Origin of the sequence: Clostridium uliginosum, from assembly GCF_900112485.1 — a bacterium.
GTDB lineage: Bacteria > Bacillota > Clostridia > Clostridiales > Clostridiaceae > Clostridium > Clostridium uliginosum.
The window spans coordinates 86,535-103,585 of the sequence record NZ_FOMG01000004.1 but is presented as its reverse complement, the minus strand read 5'-3'; the positions used below and the strand labels follow the sequence as shown (position 1 = coordinate 103,585).

Annotated in this window: 17 protein-coding genes and 3 pseudogenes; 19 read left to right on the top strand and 1 reads right to left on the bottom strand. The window is 28.5% G+C overall.

Translation table 11 applies throughout. The annotated features are described in order from the left end of the window. Positions 1-130 precede the first annotated feature (130 nt). The 14 genes and pseudogenes from BM027_RS04335 to BM027_RS18445 all read left to right on the top strand — a co-directional run bounded on the left by BM027_RS04335 (position 131) and on the right by BM027_RS18445 (position 10,749). Entirely contained in the window at positions 131-574 is a 444-nt protein-coding gene (locus tag BM027_RS04335) for a GNAT family N-acetyltransferase (RefSeq protein ID WP_090089102.1), read from the top strand. 297 nt (positions 575-871) lie between these two features. After that, complete coding sequence (locus BM027_RS04330; RefSeq protein WP_090089099.1) at positions 872-1,132, top strand: hypothetical protein; 261 nt, start codon at positions 872-874, stop codon at positions 1,130-1,132. 243 nt (positions 1,133-1,375) lie between these two features. Further along, the gene (locus BM027_RS04325; protein ID WP_090089097.1) at positions 1,376-2,227 is read left to right on the top strand and encodes a ParA family protein; all 852 of its coding nucleotides are present in this window, start codon (positions 1,376-1,378) and stop codon (positions 2,225-2,227) included. A gap of 4 nt (positions 2,228-2,231) precedes the next feature. Continuing rightward, positions 2,232-2,726, top strand: coding sequence for a hypothetical protein (locus tag BM027_RS04320; RefSeq protein ID WP_090089095.1), 495 nt, complete (start codon positions 2,232-2,234; stop codon positions 2,724-2,726). A 213-nt stretch (positions 2,727-2,939) separates the two neighbouring features. Continuing rightward, complete coding sequence (locus BM027_RS04315; protein ID WP_090089093.1) at positions 2,940-4,040, top strand: HRDC domain-containing protein; 1,101 nt, start codon at positions 2,940-2,942, stop codon at positions 4,038-4,040. 36 nt (positions 4,041-4,076) lie between these two features. Continuing rightward, the gene (locus BM027_RS18455; protein ID WP_090089091.1) at positions 4,077-6,518 is read left to right on the top strand and encodes a S24 family peptidase; all 2,442 of its coding nucleotides are present in this window, start codon (positions 4,077-4,079) and stop codon (positions 6,516-6,518) included. Positions 6,519-7,531: 1,013 nt separating this feature from the next. After that, complete coding sequence (locus tag BM027_RS18175; RefSeq protein ID WP_175559937.1) at positions 7,532-7,681, top strand: hypothetical protein; 150 nt, start codon at positions 7,532-7,534, stop codon at positions 7,679-7,681. 125 nt (positions 7,682-7,806) lie between these two features. Then, positions 7,807-7,980, top strand: a complete 174-nt coding sequence (locus tag BM027_RS04305) for a hypothetical protein (protein ID WP_090089089.1) — start codon at positions 7,807-7,809, stop codon at positions 7,978-7,980. Then, positions 7,980-8,543: an ATPase gene (locus BM027_RS04300; RefSeq protein ID WP_090089087.1), complete on the top strand. Its 564-nt coding sequence runs from the start codon at positions 7,980-7,982 to the stop codon at positions 8,541-8,543. The genes BM027_RS04305 and BM027_RS04300 overlap by 1 nt, the downstream gene beginning before the upstream one ends. 95 nt (positions 8,544-8,638) lie before the next feature. Further along, a pseudogene (locus BM027_RS04295) lies at positions 8,639-9,073 on the top strand (AAA family ATPase); the annotation flags it as partial. 81 nt (positions 9,074-9,154) lie between these two features. Next, positions 9,155-9,400 (top strand): hypothetical protein, encoded by a 246-nt coding sequence (locus BM027_RS04290; protein ID WP_090089085.1) that lies wholly within the window; start codon positions 9,155-9,157, stop codon positions 9,398-9,400. Further along, positions 9,397-9,780, top strand: a complete 384-nt coding sequence (locus BM027_RS04285) for a retropepsin-like aspartic protease (protein ID WP_090089083.1) — start codon at positions 9,397-9,399, stop codon at positions 9,778-9,780. Before BM027_RS04290 ends, BM027_RS04285 begins: the two co-directional genes overlap by 4 nt. Before the next feature lie 302 nt (positions 9,781-10,082). Then, positions 10,083-10,364, top strand: a complete 282-nt coding sequence (locus BM027_RS18450; RefSeq protein ID WP_242943281.1) for an Rpn family recombination-promoting nuclease/putative transposase — start codon at positions 10,083-10,085, stop codon at positions 10,362-10,364. Between the two features lie 97 nt (positions 10,365-10,461). After that, positions 10,462-10,749 carry a hypothetical protein gene (locus BM027_RS18445; protein ID WP_242943280.1) on the top strand — a complete coding sequence of 96 codons (288 nt, stop codon included), beginning with the start codon at positions 10,462-10,464 and terminating at the stop codon, positions 10,747-10,749. Positions 10,750-10,978: 229 nt separating this feature from the next. Here BM027_RS18445 and BM027_RS18850 read toward each other — a convergent pair. After that, positions 10,979-11,119 (bottom strand): annotated as a pseudogene (locus BM027_RS18850) (ATP-binding cassette domain-containing protein); the annotation flags it as partial. Positions 11,120-11,193: 74 nt separating this feature from the next. On the opposite strand from BM027_RS18850, the pseudogene BM027_RS04270 reads away from it, so the two are divergent. From BM027_RS04270 to BM027_RS04250, 5 genes and pseudogenes are all read left to right on the top strand, one after another. Then, positions 11,194-11,370: pseudogene (locus BM027_RS04270) on the top strand (DUF5050 domain-containing protein); the annotation flags it as partial. Between the two features lie 443 nt (positions 11,371-11,813). Next, a complete protein-coding gene (locus BM027_RS04265) occupies positions 11,814-12,599 on the top strand; it encodes an electron transfer flavoprotein subunit beta/FixA family protein (RefSeq protein ID WP_090089081.1) in 786 nt (261 codons plus the stop codon). A 21-nt stretch (positions 12,600-12,620) separates the two neighbouring features. Continuing rightward, on the top strand, positions 12,621-13,559 hold the full coding sequence (locus tag BM027_RS04260) for an electron transfer flavoprotein subunit alpha/FixB family protein (RefSeq protein ID WP_090089078.1): 939 nt from the start codon (positions 12,621-12,623) through the stop codon (positions 13,557-13,559). Positions 13,560-13,847: 288 nt separating this feature from the next. After that, positions 13,848-15,392: an L-lactate permease gene (locus tag BM027_RS04255; RefSeq protein WP_090089076.1), complete on the top strand. Its 1,545-nt coding sequence runs from the start codon at positions 13,848-13,850 to the stop codon at positions 15,390-15,392. 211 nt (positions 15,393-15,603) lie between these two features. Further along, on the top strand, positions 15,604-17,040 hold the full coding sequence (locus tag BM027_RS04250; RefSeq protein WP_090089073.1) for an FAD-binding oxidoreductase: 1,437 nt from the start codon (positions 15,604-15,606) through the stop codon (positions 17,038-17,040). The last annotated feature ends 11 nt before the right edge of the window (positions 17,041-17,051 follow it).

Below are 17,051 nucleotides of genomic sequence, written 5' to 3'. Positions count from 1 at the left end.
AATGTTAAAAGCACCGAATCTTATTCCATTAGGGCCTTTTTAAGGAGGAATAAGATTCGGTGCTTTTGTATTTACTATGAGCTAAGTATTATATTAAAATCTAATATTTGATGTAGATGGAGGTAATTTAATGAATTGGAACATTAAAAAATTTAACCAATTAAAGGGCGAAGAAATATACAAAATTTTAGCATTAAGAAATAAAGTATTTATTGTAGAACAGGAGTGTTCATACCTTGACTGTGATGATAAAGATTTAAATTCATATCATTTATTTTCTAACGAAAATGAAGAAGTAGTTGCATACTTAAGAATTTTGGAAAGGGGAGTTTCTTATAATGAAATATCAATAGGAAGAGTAGTCGTCAAAAAAAATTATCGTGGTAAAGGAATTTCAAGAGAAATGATGTTAAAAGCTATTGAATTTATAGAAAACAATTTAAAAGAAGATACTATTAAAATTCAAGCACAAGTATATTTACTTAATTTTTATAGTAGTCTTGGCTTTAAAGCAGTCTCAGAAGAATATCTAGAGGATAATATTCCACATATAGATATGTTATATAAAAAATAAATTATGTAGAATTCTTCTAATGAATAAATTCCAATTTGTAGAGTAAGTTATAAGTGTTATCAATTGCTATTGATACAATGAACTATCATAAATAGAATACAAATTCCTATTATTCATATAATTATAATTTTAAATATGGCTATGTTTTAAAACAATGTTGAAAATTGATATTTATTAGAAGAATTAAAAGACTTGAAAAATAGAGAATCATTATCTGTTTAGTAAATCATGTTATAATTAGACCAATGTACAACTAAAATATAATAACTTATGTACTAAAAATTGGGAGGATATTAAATGATTGAATATAAAGATGGTAAAGAATATTGGAATGGACATGAGTGTGATGGTAATTTTATATTTCGCACATTAGCGGATATGTTCCCTACAGATTATGAACGATACCAGAAAGAATCAATGGAGTTTATAAAAACTCATACCGTCTTATGCTGTTCCAACTGTAATTATAAATGGGCAGTTGATAAATCAAATCCACCTATTGACGTTGAGTCTAACGCTCACTGTCCATCTTGTAAAACATTGTTTAAAAGAAAGTAATTATAATTCATTTAATTTTCAAAATCAATATTAAGCATTATAGGTAGGTAATTCTACCTATAATTTTTTGTGGCTATATTTCAACATTATATTAAAACATAGCCTAAAATATAAATTGTTATAGTCAAAAAAGAAGCATTATGTGTTAAAAATATATGCTTCTTTTTTCTGTTTTTAAAATATAAGAATATAAATTAAAAAACATTAATAATATTTTAATATATTAATTTTTAGGAGAATAAAATGGCAAAGGTGATAAGCTTTATTAACCTTAAAGGTGGTGTAGGAAAAACAACTTTATTAGTAGCAACAGCAGAGGTATTAGCAGATGAACATAATAAAAAGGTGTTAGTTATAGATTTAGATCCACAAACGAATGCAACAGTATTACTTATTAGTCAAGAAAGATGGAAAAGAGCAAATGAAAACAACCGAACTATACATCAATTATTCCTAGATAAGGTAGAGGGAACAACAGCTTTTAATATTAATAAATCAATAATTAGAGGGGTAAGTAATATTGGAAATGGGGTTAAAAATTTAGACTTACTTCCATCGAGTATTGATTTAATAGATATATATGATAAAGTTTCAGGACTAAATGAGAACAATAATTCAATCAAAATTTTAAAAGAACAAATAGAAATGTTATATAGTCAATATGACTATATATTAGTTGATTGTCCACCAAATTTAGGAGCTATAACAATGTGTGGAATATATATGAGTCAGTATTATATTATTCCAGTTATTGCAGATACATTGTCAACTTATGGTTTAAATCAAGTAGTAAGAAAAATTAATGAAAAGGCAAGAGAGATAAAGAGAATTGATGATAATTATTTAATTAAATCATTAGGCGTTGTAATAAATAGATTTAGAAATAATAAACCTTATACAACTATAAGGGAATCATTAGAAATAAGAAGTAACAATGGAGAAATACCAAGGTTATTTGAAACTGTTATTTATAATAGATCAATAATTTCAAATGTTTGTGATTATTCTGAAAGTAAAACTACTATACGAGGAAAATATGGACAAGAATTTAATACAATAAATAATTTAGTAAAAGAAATAGTCGAGAGGTGCTAATTTTATGGGATCAAAGGGTGTATTAAAAGAAATAGAAAAAGCATTATTAGATGGAGAAAGTAGAGATAGTCTAAATAAGAAATATAACAAAGCTACAGTAACAAGAGTTTATAATAAACTCAAAAAAGATGATGATAGTATGTGTAATGAATTAAAAGAAGACAATGAAAAAGAACTTGAAAAATTGTTAAGAAAAGCTTTGGATTTAATCAGTAATGAAGAAAAATATGAAATAACTATTTCAGTAAAGAAAAAAGATAACAATATAAGTAATATGCATGAAGATATAATAAATCCATTTAAGTTATATGATGAATTAAGTAAAGATAGTATGGCAAATGAACTTAAGGAAAAAGATAGAGATTATCTTATTAAAATAATAAAAAAGTATTTTAATTATAATAGTAAATTACTTAAAGAATATACAAATGAACAATTAGCAGTGTATATATGCTCAGAAGTAGAAAAAGTTTTAAATATAGGAAGTTGCTTCAAATAATTTTATAAATACAATTTAAAATACAGTTGATTTATTTTTAGTAAATTAACTGGATTTTTTAATTTTCTATAAACAAAGATAGTTATTTACTATTTTAGCTCGAAATGTAGTGTTATTGTAAATAAACTTATAAAATGGTAAAATAATCAATATAACAACAAATTATGTAACCTATTATAACGAAAAATCAAACTTACAAAGGGTGTGTACTTAATGTCTTTTCTAGATAGATTATTTAATGTAAAAAGAACAATAACAGAACCAATATTTCTAAAAGAATTTGAAAATAGTAATAATACATTAAATGACTTGCAAGAGCTTTCAAATAAAGTTATAAGCAATAAAAAGCGTTTAATTGATAGAGATATATTTTTCTTAAAGCAAACATTATATGGGGAAAAGAATGTCTATAATGAATTGAAAAATTCATTTATTCCAATGCTTGCTCTTCATGATATTAAATTAGAACATAATGATTATATAGCCCAATATGACTTTATACTTATAACTTCAAAGTGTGTATTTATATTGAAAACTAAGCAACTTAATGGCGATATTGATATTACTGAAGATGGAGATTTTGTAAGAATAATAAAAAATAGACAAGGAAAATTTATTAAAAAACAAGGTATGTATAATCCAATATCAATAAATGAAAGAAATGCTAATGTACTTAAAGAAATATTACAAAAGGAAAAATTATTATCAAACATTTCAGTAAAATCAATAGTTGTAATATCTAATCCTAAGAGTATAGTAAATAAATCTAAATGTCCTCAAAATATTAAGGAGAATTTATATAAATATGATCAAATCGGAAGTTTAATAAAGAAGCTTTTAGAAGATGATAAGAGCAGTAGAGAACTAAGTGAAAATACCATGCATGAAATTGCTAATTATTTAATAAACAATAATAAAGTAGAAAAAATTGATTATGTATCTAAATATTTGTTAATAGATAAAGATTTTAAAAAAGAAGATTATAAAATAGAAGCAAAGGAAGCACAGATATTTGAAAGTAATCTACATTCAAACATTGATAATAGTACTAACAATAACTTTATAAACAATGATAAGACAAGCTGCGATGATAGTGAAAAATTATATGAATTACTTAGACAATATAGACTAAAAGCTTCGAGAGAAGAGGGATTTAAGGCATATATGGTTTTTACTAATGAGGAATTGAATTTTCTTATAGAAAGCAAACCAAAAAGTAAAGATGAACTTTTAAATATAAAGGGTTTTGGACCAAAGAAAGTTGAAAAGTATGGAGATGCTATATTAGATATTTTGAATATGCCTAAGTACTAATGTAATAGTATATTAAAGCGTAAAGAAGGGGTATAAATGCAACTTAATGTAGAGCAAAAAAGAATAATTGAGAGTAAACCAAATGGTCATTCGTTAATAAAGGGTGTAGCAGGTTCAGGTAAAACTACTGTTGCTGTAAATAAGATTCCACTATTATTAAGACATTATTGCACATCTAAAGATGATAGAGTACTTATGGCAACTTATAATAAATCACTTCAAAAATATGTATCATTTATATATGATAGTGTTAAAGATGAAATTAATACTCAAACAAATCTATTTGATGAGGATAATAGTGATAAGCTATATATTAAAACAATAGATTCAATAATGTTTAGTTATTTTAGTCAATATAAAAAGCAAAATAATATAAAAGTAGAACTTGCATCATCAAAAGAGTGTCAAAACGAATTAATAGATGCTATAAATTTTGTTAGTAATAGATATGAAAACGTTAAAATAATTAATTCTAAATATCTTCAATTTATTAAAGAAGAAATTATGTGGATTAAGGCCTGTAACTATATGGAGATTCAAGAATATCAATGTGTTGATAGAATAGGTAGAGTTAGTAAGGTTAATAATGATGGACCTCAAAAACTTAGAAAAAATTCTGAACAGAGAAATTCAATATTTGAGGTTTTGATAAAATATGATAGCAATTTAAAGAAGATAAATAAATTGGATTTTCAGGATATGGCATTACTTGCATTAGTTCAAGCTAGAAAATATCCAATAAAAAAGTATACTCATATTTTGATAGATGAAAGTCAAGACCTAACTAGAGTTCAACTAGAATTTTTAAAAGCTTTATATAATGAAAAAACATATTCAAGTATAACATTTATTTCAGATGTTGCTCAAAGTATATATCCTCAAGCGTGGCTTGTTAAGAAACGTTCTTTTACTAGCTTAGGGTATGATATGACAGGTAAATCTAATTCATTAAGTAAGAACTATAGAACAACAACGCAAATAGCTCAAGCTGCTTTTAGTTTAATTAATAGTGATGAAGATTTAATTCAAGATGATAATTTTGTTAAACCTAATTTAATAGACAAGCAGGGCGAATATCCAATATACATAAACTTCAAAAATACAAAGGAAGAAGGTTCATACATAGCAAACTTAATAACTAAAAATCTTATGAAAGGTTATGAACTTAAAGATATAGTTATAATTGCAAGATTAAGAAATCAGTTAAAAGAATTTAAGGAGTGTCTAGAAAAACATAATATACATTGTTCAATATTTGATAATTCCAATGAATTTGATTTTGCTAAGGAATGTGTAAAGCTTGTAACTATGCATTCTATAAAAGGACTTGAATTTAAAGTTGTTATAATTGCAGGATTAAATTCTAGAGTAATGCCCTTATGTCCAGTTAAAAATGAAGAAGAAGATATGGACATGTTAGAGTCTAGAGAAAGAAAGTTACTTTATGTTGGAATGACAAGAGCTACTGAAAAGTTATTTATAACATCTAATGGTACACCTTCTAAATTAATTAAAGACATAGATTATAGATATTTAAGAATAAAGTTAAACTGTGATATGAGAAGAATTTCTTCAATAAGTATAGAAGATTATCTATTTAAAGAAGATATTACTGATATATATTGTGGGGAAGAAAAAATAAGACAATGGATACTTAGAGAAATAAAAGAAGTTTATAAATATCCATTAAATTTAGTTGCAATAGAACAAAAAGTAAATATAGGATCACAAATTAAGTTTGCAGATATTGCAATTGATATATTCAGAAATAAAGTTAAAGGCCCTTATATATTAATAGAAACTAAAGCTTGGGGTAGTGGAATAGGTGGAGCATTATCACAATTAAAAAGTTATATGGCTAATACTCCAAGTACTCAATATGGAATAGCTACTGATGGAAATGAACTTGTTATCATAAATAGAGATTTAGAAGAAATAGATGATATACCTAAATATGATTCCTCAATGATTCCATTAACCTTAGAAACTATTGAATATATAGATTTTAAAAGAAATGTCTCACATAAGTTCATTAAAGATTCTTCTTCAATAGGTGAAATTTATATAGAGGAAAATGGAGCAGAAACAAAAGTAGAAAATGTGCGAGCTGTTCCAGTATTTAATGAAATTGCTGCAGGAACTCCAATTTTAATAAATGATTCCCTCCAAGGTAAATACTATTTACCAACAGAATGGGTTGGAAATTCAAATGATGTATTCATACTTAAAATTAAAGGGGATTCAATGATAAACAAAAATATAGATGATAGAGATTATGTAGTAATAAATAAACAAAATGCTGCAAACATTGGAGATATAGTTGCAGTAGATATTGAAGGTAATTCTACATTAAAAACCTATAAATCAATGGGAGGAAAGATTCTATTAATGCCAGAAAATGATAATTATGAGCCAATTATGTTAGAGGAAGATCAGTTTAGCATTATTGGGGTGGCTATTGGGCTTATTAAGAATTAGATAAAATATCAAGAACAAGGAATAGATAAAACTAAATAACAGATAAATAGTTAAAGAGACTTGGCATTCTAAGCAAGTCGCTCGTAAACTCCCGACCACTACCTCTGAGGTCCAATATTTTACAGGTACAAGGAACAAATACCTTGGGGGAGTACAAAGAACTCCAGGTACAAGTTTTGAATTAATATAGAAATAATTAGAGTCGATAAGTCATCTTTAGCAAGTGGGTTAACATTCACAAAGGCGTCTGTGCCATGAGCAAATTAGGATAATATTACTGACAAATAAAATATAATATTTAAAATTTAAAACTAGTCGTAAGAATTAAAGAGACAGTTGATACTTTCTAAAAAGTAGTCAAGCTATCTCTTTAAATTTATGTTCATAATTAGCAAGCACGCCTAAGTCATGCAAAGACCTCTCAGGTCTAAATATTTCCAAGTACAAGCAACCTAAAGTGTTTAAAAATTTATTTAAAAGTAATATTAACGCATTGTGCTAATTAAATATGTTCAGTTTTGTAACATAAGTTTTTAAACCCGCATTTTTAGCACATATTCTGAAGAATATATATGGTAATATGGTTTAGAATAGATATTCTAATATTCTTCAGAATATTTATGGTAAGCCATATTAGAATATGCAATATTAAAAATATTGTAAGTATATTTTTAACTAGCACAACAAGTTAATTTACTAAAAAAAATGAAATACATGAGCTGCCAAAGGATGATGAAAGTTTATACTATAGGTTTGAGATTGAAAAATGGGGTAGGTTTGAAAATAAAATAACAATATCTAAGTATCAAGTTAGAAACTTAAATAAGAAAGACAAGAAAAATAAAAAGGGTTTTAATGTTTCAGCAATAGTTACTATGTTTTATATAATGATACTAGGAAATGGAATGCTCCAAGATATTTTAAATATATAGTAAATAAGAGTGAATTGTTTGGAGAGAATATAGTAAATTTTAAATAAAAACAGTAGCATTGAGGGCTTTTCTATAGAAGGAATGAAGATTCGTATAAAAGATGATAAAATTAATGTAGAATATAATGGGAGTTTATATGATTTTTCTATGGAAGAATTTAATAGAAAACCTAGGGCTGTAATTCAGAAAATATTTAATATAAAAATGGATGTTCTGAAATGTTTATATTAAATAGATAGTACATCATTTTATAAGAAATATGTGAGGTTTGAGATAAAAAAGTTATCGAAGGATACAAATATAGTTAAAAATAATATCTATTTGAGATATAATATAAGTAAGAAAGGATGAGGTATATGGAAAAGATAAATGAACAAAATAATTTGTATGATCAATTTCTAAGATGCTCATATTATGATTTAAAAAATTTATTTAAAGAGGCAAAAACAAAAGAGGAACAGGATTTTTATATTACTTTATCAGATATGGTATTACAAAAGGAACAAGAAAGAGTAATAGGTGAAAAATAGTGGCTACGTATACTGTATTTGCAGGTGTTAATGGTGCTGGAAAAACTTCAATATATAAGTCTATTTATTATGAAAGAAATAAAAATGAAAAAAGAATAAATACAGATGAAATGGTAGCAAGAATAGGTTCGTGGGAAGATAATAATCTTCAAATTAAATGTGCAAGAGAAGCAATAAAACTTATAAACGACTATATAAAGAATGATATATCATTTAATCAAGAAACGACTCTTTCAGGTAAAAGCATTGTTAGAAATATAAAAAAAGTAAAAGAAAAAGGTTTTTATGTAGTTATGAATTATATAGGAGTAGACAATCCTGACATTGCTAAAGAAAGAGTTAAACTTAGAGTTTTAAAAGGTGGTCATGGAATACCAGAAGATGTTATAGAAAGAAGATATTATGAATCGCTGGATAATTTAAAAGAAGTATTAGATGTATGTGATGAAATTAATATATATGATAACACAAATAAATTTAAACATATAGCTTATATATGTAATGGAATGGTTATATGGAGAAGAGATATAATTTCTAAATGGAGTAGTTCAATTTTAAAATAACACTAGCTTAATATATTAATATCAGGCTAGTGTTTTATATTATACAACATACTATTTACTTTCGTAGTAAGGAGAAGTACGGCTATAATTAATAGGAAAGGATTTTTACAGGGTTAAATAATTTAGAAATTATCTCAATATTAAATAAATCTTATGATGAATATTTTGGATTCACTCAAGAAGAAGTAAGTAAAATGCTTGGAGATTATGACTTGAATGAAAGAGAAACTTTGATAAAAGAATGGTATAATGGATATATTTTTGGAGATGCTGAAGTCTATAATCCATGGAGTGCAGTAAGATTTATAAAAGATTTAGTAGTGGATAAAAGTATATTTCCATCATCGTACTGGGCAAATACAAGTTCAAACAGCATAGTTAAAAGTCTTATAGAAAAAGCAGATACTAAAACTAAACAGGAAATAGAATTATTAATTGAAGGAAAAACAATAGAAAAGATAGTTCATGAAGATATAATTTATGATGAAATTTATGATTCAATGGATAACTTATGGAATTTTATTTCGTATAATGATGGTATAACAGGAGCTGAACTTTAAGCAACTATGATATAATAAGTGTAACATAGTTTAGAGGGAGGTATTGATGTTATGAACTGGAATGATGTTAGAAGTACATATCCAGATAAGTTTATTCTTCTTAAAAGTTTAAAAGAGCATATTGAGGACAATAAGAAATGTATTGATGATGTTGCTGTTGTAAAAGTATTAGATGATGATGAAGCAACTGAAGTTTTAGTTAAATGCAAAGGCAAGGACTTTGTTTATCATACATCTAAGGAAAAGCTGGAAATGGATATAGTACAAATGCCGATATTAAGAGGTATTGTAAGATGAAATTGAGATATGAACATGGATTGTTATTCACTAATATAAATATTCAATATAGAGGAAAAAAGTTATTGGTTAAGGATGTAGTGTTGGATACTGGAGCAGCACATACAATACTAAGCCCCGATGTTGTTGCAGATATAGGCGTTAAGGCGGAAGCAAATGATAATTTTATTACTATGTATGGTATAGGTGGAGAACATTATGCATACAGAAAGAATATTGATACCATAAGTATTGGAAATAATAAACTTGAAGATGTTAGTATAGATTTTGGAATGATAGATGAAGAGGGTTCTATAAATGGTTTATTAGGACTTGATGTATTACTAAAATTAGGCGTGAGCATAAACCTTAAAGAATTAATATTAGAAGTAGATAATTAAGCATATATATAATATGTTTAATAGAAATATAGCTAAACTTAAATTTATACTAATTTAAGTTAGAAACCTCAGTCCCTAGGACCTCGGAATGACCTCTGAGGTACATTTATTTCCCCCAAAAAGCATTGCTATAGGTGTGATAATTTAATATAAAAGATGAATATTTATAGAAATGATATTGTTATAAGATTGAGATTTAGCAAAAACTAATGGAATTATTATCTAAAGCTCCATATCTTAGTTTTTGTTTAAGAAAAGCACTGTATGGTATATAATAAAAGTATAAATATATTTAAGGTGTGGTGGTTAAATTTGGAAATGAAAGAACCTTATTTTATTGGAGCAAGATGTATAATGGTCAAATAAAATCAGGAGATACATATGATAAACTCGAAAAATGTATCACTATAAATATAGTTGATTTTAACTGCATAGAAATAAACAAACTTCATACAAGTTTTCATATAACAGAGGATGAAACCAATCAAAAATTAACTGATGTGTTAGAGATTCATTATCTAGAACTACCAAAGTTATTTGACGATAACGTTCCTAAAGATGAAGATGAACCTATTGTTCTATAGGAAACTCGACTCACATTCGTTCGCTGAGTAAGTGATTCACAACAAATCATAGATTCGGGTTCTCTACTTACAAGCAAGAAATAAGGAGGCGTTTAAAATGTTAGCAGAAAAAAATGAGAAAATAAGAAAAGCCTATAATATTCTTGAAGTTATAAGTAAAGATGATAAGGCAAGAGCAGCCTATGAATCAAGAGAAGCAGAACTTCATGATCAAATGACAAGATTAAAAAGTGCAAAGGAAGAAGGAATAAAAGAAGGAATAAAAGAAGCAACAATAAAAAATGCTAAGAATTTTTTGATAATGGGATTAGATGTTGATATGATTGTTAAAGGAACTGGACTAAGTATTGAAGAGGTTGAGAACATTAAAAAAGAATTAAATTAGATAATAATACCAAGATTATAGATGATGTGTCAGTAATAAAGGTTATAGATGACAATAAGAGTGCAACAAAAGAACTTATGCAATGTAAAGAAGGCAACAGCAGGATATGAGAATAGTCCTGCTGTTGTTTTGCTAAAAGAATAAATTTCAGTTAGGCACTAGAAAGAAAATAACAAGTGAAGTATACTAGAATACTGACTTGTTATTTTTTGCTAGTGCCTTATGCAACTATGGCTTTTTCAAGTGCTATTTGCGAATAGGTATCTAAATGACTTGTCGGTTCATCTAGAAGCAAAATGTTTGATTTACCAGCAGAAACTTTAGCTAATTGAAGTATATTTTTTTCTCCACCAGATAAAGATCCTATCTTTTAAAGCCAAAGACCCCCGGGGGTATTTGTGAAGGAAGAATGACTGAACTTGCTAATCTAATAACAAAGCTACATTTATAAATGTAAGCAAAGAATATGTGTATTATGTAAATTATTCAGACAATGAAAATCTTTATAAAATTCCAGCTAGTGGCGGAAGATCTAAAAAAATCACCAATGAGTATGGAACTAAGATAATAATTCTAAAGGATAAAATATTTTTTAATGGCATGTTTTACAAAAAAAAATAGATAGCAGATAAGATTAATTAATTAAATTTAGATTATTAATGCAAGTCATGTCATGTTAATAATCTAAATATTTTTTTGATATGAGTATGTTATTAATTTAACAATAAATATAAAAATAAGGGTATTAAGAAAAAAAATTACTTTAAATCAATGATGTAAAAATTGATTTAAGTACTTATATATATAACTTTTTATAATAGAGAAAATTACTAATGTAAACATTTACTGTTAAATTATTAACAATTGTTTACAAGCAGTATTTGAGGAGATATAATGAAATCACAAATTGGTCAGACCTATTTATGATTGGTACGATAAGTATGTATGAATTTATAGGAGGAAAATTATCTTTGATCCTAGGAATATATTAAATCTAGGAAAATAATGTTAATAAAATCGCTAATATCATTAAATTAATGTAAAGGGTAAAGGGGAGAAAAAACATGGAAATTATGTTATGTGTAAAACAAGTTCCAGATGACTCTGTTGAAATTCATTTGGATAAGGAAGCTAAAAAACCCAAGTTAAGTGGAGTGAGTTTGGTAGCAAATGCATTTGATACATATGCATTAGAGCTAGCAGTCCGCTTGACTGAAGCACATGGAGGGCAAGTAAGTGTATTAACAGTTGGAGCAGAAGATTCTTTAAACACCTTGAAAAATTGTCTTTCTGTAGGAGCTAAAGAAGCATTTTTTGTAAAAGATGATTTATATGCAGATTTAGACTCCCTTGGAACAGCTCATGTTTTGGCAGATGCTATTAATAAAATTGAAAAGGACAAGGGTAAAAAATTTGATTTAATTCTTTGTGGAAAGGAATCTACAGATGAAATTACTGGTGAGGTTGGAGCAATGCTTGCTGAAAAACTTAAAATGGGTTTTGTAAGTAGTGCAATTGAAATAGGTCTAAAAGATAATGATTTGGAAGTTCATCAAGAAACTGATGAAGGATATAATTTAGTTTCTTTAAAATCACCAGCAGTAGTAACAGTAAGTAAACCAAATTATGATCCACGTTACCCTACTATTAAAACTAAGATGGCAAGTCGTAAGGCAGTAATTCCAACTTACTCAGCAGCAGAAATTGGAGAGGTAAAACAAGCAAAAGTATGTTGCATTCAATATGTTGAACCTCCTAAGAAAGAAGCTGGTATCAAGATTAAAGAGAAAGATGCTGTGCTTGCAGTAAGTGCTGTTATGGAACAAATGAAAAAGGATAAGGCAATCTAAATTAAGGGGGAAAAGGAAAGTATGAAAGCATTATTGTTTATTGAGACAGATGGAGAAAAAGTATTGGGAGGAAGCCTAGAACTTATTAGTGCAGTAAAAGCATTAGAGGCAGAAGGAACAGCTCTTGTAGTAGGTAACAGGGCTTTAGCAGATACAGTAGCAGCGTTTGGAATTCCAGTTATTTTTGCAGATAATGCGGATGGCTGTGATACTTTGACAGAAGTATTAGCAGAAACTGTTAAGGAACAAAATCCAGATATTATTCTATTAGCTAATACAGCACTCGCTAAAAATATTGCACCACGTATTGCTGGACGAATGAGTTTAGGATGTGTAAGTGATGTAACAGGAATTAGTAAAAGCCATGATAAAGTTATATATACCAGACCAGCTTATGGCGGCACAATTTTGGAACATATTGAAGTAGAAGGCACTGCTATAGTTACAGTTAGAAATGGAAGCTTTCCAAAGCCAGAAGCTGCTTCAAATGCAAGCGTTACAGAAAAGAAGGTTGAAATTCCAGCTAATGTTATTAAGACAAAAATTGTTGATGTAGTAAAAGAAATTTCTGAATCTGTTAATTTAGAAGAAGCTGAAGTTATTGTTTCTGGTGGACGTGGAATGGGAAATGCAGAAAATTTTAAACTTGTTGAAGAATTAGCACGTGTACTTGGTGGTGTAGTTGGTGCAACAAGACCCGCAATTGAGGATGGATGGATTTCTCGTGCACATCAAGTTGGACAATCAGGAAAGATTGTAGCACCAAAACTATATATTGCATGTGGTATTTCTGGAGCAACACAACATACATCTGGAATGACAGGTTCAGGTTATATCGTTGCAATTAATAAAGATGAAGAGGCTCCAATATTTGAAGTTGCCAACTTAAGTATTGTTGGTAATGTTGCAGAAATTCTTCCAGTTATGATTGAAGAAATGAAAAAAGCAAAAGCACAGTAAAGTTTTTTCTAAGATAAAGGGTTATTTCACTAAAAGCTATTGCAATAACTTAAAAATAAATCTCAATTCACAAGAATATGAAATTAAATATAAAATTTCACACTTGTACACTTAGAGAATTATTAAAAATAAATTAATAAGAAACGCAGCATATAAAAAATAATTGTATTCGTATATTTTTAAAACAGTATTAATTAGCAAGTGGAGAGATGGATAATTATAATACCATGGTCATACCAATTTGTGAAAGATTATACCACTTAAAAATTAAATAAGGAGGATATGAAAATGCTGTTTTTAAAATTCTTAATGGCCATATTACCAATTATTTGGCTTATAATTGCACTTAGCGGATTAAAAATGCCAGGTTTTAAAGCCTGTTTAACTGCACTTGTTCTTACAATGATTTTAGCTATTTTCTTCTGGAATTTGAATGTCATTTATACTATGACAGGAGTATTAGAAGGAATACTAAACGCATTGTGGCCAATTTGTCTAGTTATTGTTGCAGCTTTGTTTACGTATAATTTGATTTTACGTACAGGCGCAATGAATTCCATTAAAAAAATGTTGGCTGGAGTTTCTAGAGATAAAAGAGTATTAATATTAATTATTGGATGGGGCTTTGGTATTTTCATGGAAGGAATGGCGGGATTCGGTACAGCAGTTGCTATTCCAGCATCAATGCTTGCTGGTCTTGGATTAAATCCAATTTCAGCAGTTCTAGCATGTTTAGTTGCCAATACAGCACCAACTGCTTTTGGATCAGTTGGAATACCTTTAGTAACACTTTCTGCAGTAACGAAAGTTGGAGCTAACTCACTAGCAGCAAACACAGCGATAATTGAAGCGTTTATCCTTTTTATAACTCCATTTATTATGGCATCCATTGTAGGTGGGGGAATAAAGGCACTTAAAGGGGTATTTGTTGTTACCTTGGTTGCTTCATTATCATTTACAATACCTGCTTATATTACAGCAACAGTACTTGGACCAGAATTACCAAATATAGTAGGATCTATTTGTTGCATGATATGTACAATTGCTTCAGCAAAAATATTTAATAAAAATCCTCAAGAAGAATATTGTATTCAAGTTAATGAAAAACAAGAAGAAACAACTTTATCATTTAGTAATGCAGTAAAAGCTTGGTGCCCATTTATTTTAATATTTTTAATGTTAATGTTTACTTCAACATTATGCCCACCAATTCATGATGCAATCGCAGGATTTAAAACTAGTGCAATTGTATATGCAGGTAAAGGAGGAAACACTTTAACCTTTAGTTGGATTAATACACCGGGTGTAATTATCTTTATTGCGGCCATTATTGGAGGGTTTACACAAGGTGCAAAAGCGCCAATGATGTTTGATGTATTAAAAGGTACATTAAAAGCAAACTGGAAAACGATTGTAACAATTTGTGCAGTTATGTCAACCGCAAAAGTAATGAGCTATAGTGGAATGATTTCAGATATTGCAAGTCTTTTAGTTGTAGTTACAGGAGGAGCATATCCATTAATTTCACCATTAATCGGATCTATTGGAGGCTTTGTCACAGGCTCAGGTACATCCACCAGTGTTTTATTTGGAGGATTACAAGTACAAACAGCACAAAACCTCGGACTTTCAGCAGCATGGATGGGTGCAGCAAATACACTTGGAGCAGGTATAGGAAAGATGATTTGTCCTCAAAGTATTGCAATTGGCGCAAGTGCAATAGGCAAATCTGGTTCGGAAAGTAAAATTTTAAGAAGTGTATTTAAATATTATATATGCTATGTAACTATTGCTGGAATCCTATGTTTTATAGGCACACGTTTATTTAGTTAAGAGATAATAAGTAAGAGATAAGTAGTATTGAGAGATAAAAGATAAGGTGAAAAAAGAAAAGTAGTATAGGAAATAGGGTAAAAGATAAGAGATTAGAGATAAGTAGTAAGTAGTAAGTAGTATAAAAAGATAAGGGATGAAAGATATCAGGTAAAAGTTTAGGAAAAAATTTAAATTTGGCACTAAATAAATTAGAAAGGAAATGATTATTATGGCTGAGTATAATCAATTGACAGAAGAATTAATCACGAAATTACAGGAGGCAGCTCCAGGGCATATTTTAACAGGTGAAGATATAAATGAAGATTACAGTCACGATGAAATGCCTATCTATGGGAAAGCAGCTCCACAAGTTGTATTTATGGCACATTCTACTGAAGAAGTTTCAAAGGTAGTAAAAATATGTGATGAAAATAAAATACCAGTAACTCCAAGAGGAGCAGGAACGGGGCTTGTAGGTGGAGCAGTTCCACTACTCGGAGGAGTTTTAATTGATATTACAAAGATGAATAAAATACTTTCTTATGACTTAGAGAATTTTATTGTACGTGTAGAGGCTGGTGTTTTATTAAACGATCTTGCAGAGGACTGTTTAAAACAAGGATTATTATATGCTCCAGACCCAGGTGAAAAATTCGCTTGCCTAGGTGGAAATGTTGCAACTAATGCTGGTGGAATGAGAGCTGTAAAATACGGTGCAACACGTGATTATGTACGTGCAATGAAGGTTGTACTTCCAACAGGTGAAGTAACAGACTTTGGAGCTACAGTATCGAAAACAAGTTCAGGTTATAGTCTTTTGAATTTAATGATTGGTTCAGAAGGTACCCTTGGAGTTATTACTGAACTTACACTTAAAATCATGCCAGCACCAAAGGTAGTTGCAAGTTTAATTATACCTTTTGAAAATTTAGATGATTGTATTTCTACTGTTCCTAAATTTAAAATGGAACACATGAATCCGCAAGCTATAGAATTTATGGAAAGAGAAATCGTTTTATCTAGTGAAAGATATATTGGAAAAAGCGTCTTCCCACAAGTAATTGATGGAGTAACTGCAAATGCTTATTTACTTGTAACTATTGATGCGGGTAATGAAGATGAGTTAAATAATCTTATAGAACAAGCTAGTGAAATAGTATTAGAATCAGGAGCAATTGATGTGCTTGTAGCTGATACACCAGCAAAAATTAAGGATGCGTGGGCTGCACGTTCTAGTTTCCTTGAAGCCATTATGGCAGAAACAAAATTATTAGATGAATGTGATGTTGTAGTTCCAGTAAATAAAATTGCTCCTTATCTTGCATTTGTAAATAAAACTGGTGAAGAGTGTGGAATAACTATTAAAAGCTTTGGACATGCAGGAGATGGAAATCTTCACATATACCAATGCAGTAATGATTTAGAAGAAGAAGAGTTTAAAACAAGAGTTGATAAATTCTTTAAGATTATTTACGAGGAAGCAATAAAATGTGGAGGCCTTGTTTCAGGAGAACATGGAATTGGTAGTGGAAAGGTTAGCTATTTAAGAGATAGCATTGGAGAAATAAATATGGAATTAATGAAAGGCATTAAAAAAGTCTTTGATCCAAATTCCATTATGAATCCAGGTAAAGTATGTAGCCAAATAGAAGGTTTAAGCTCATAATAAAAAAGTTT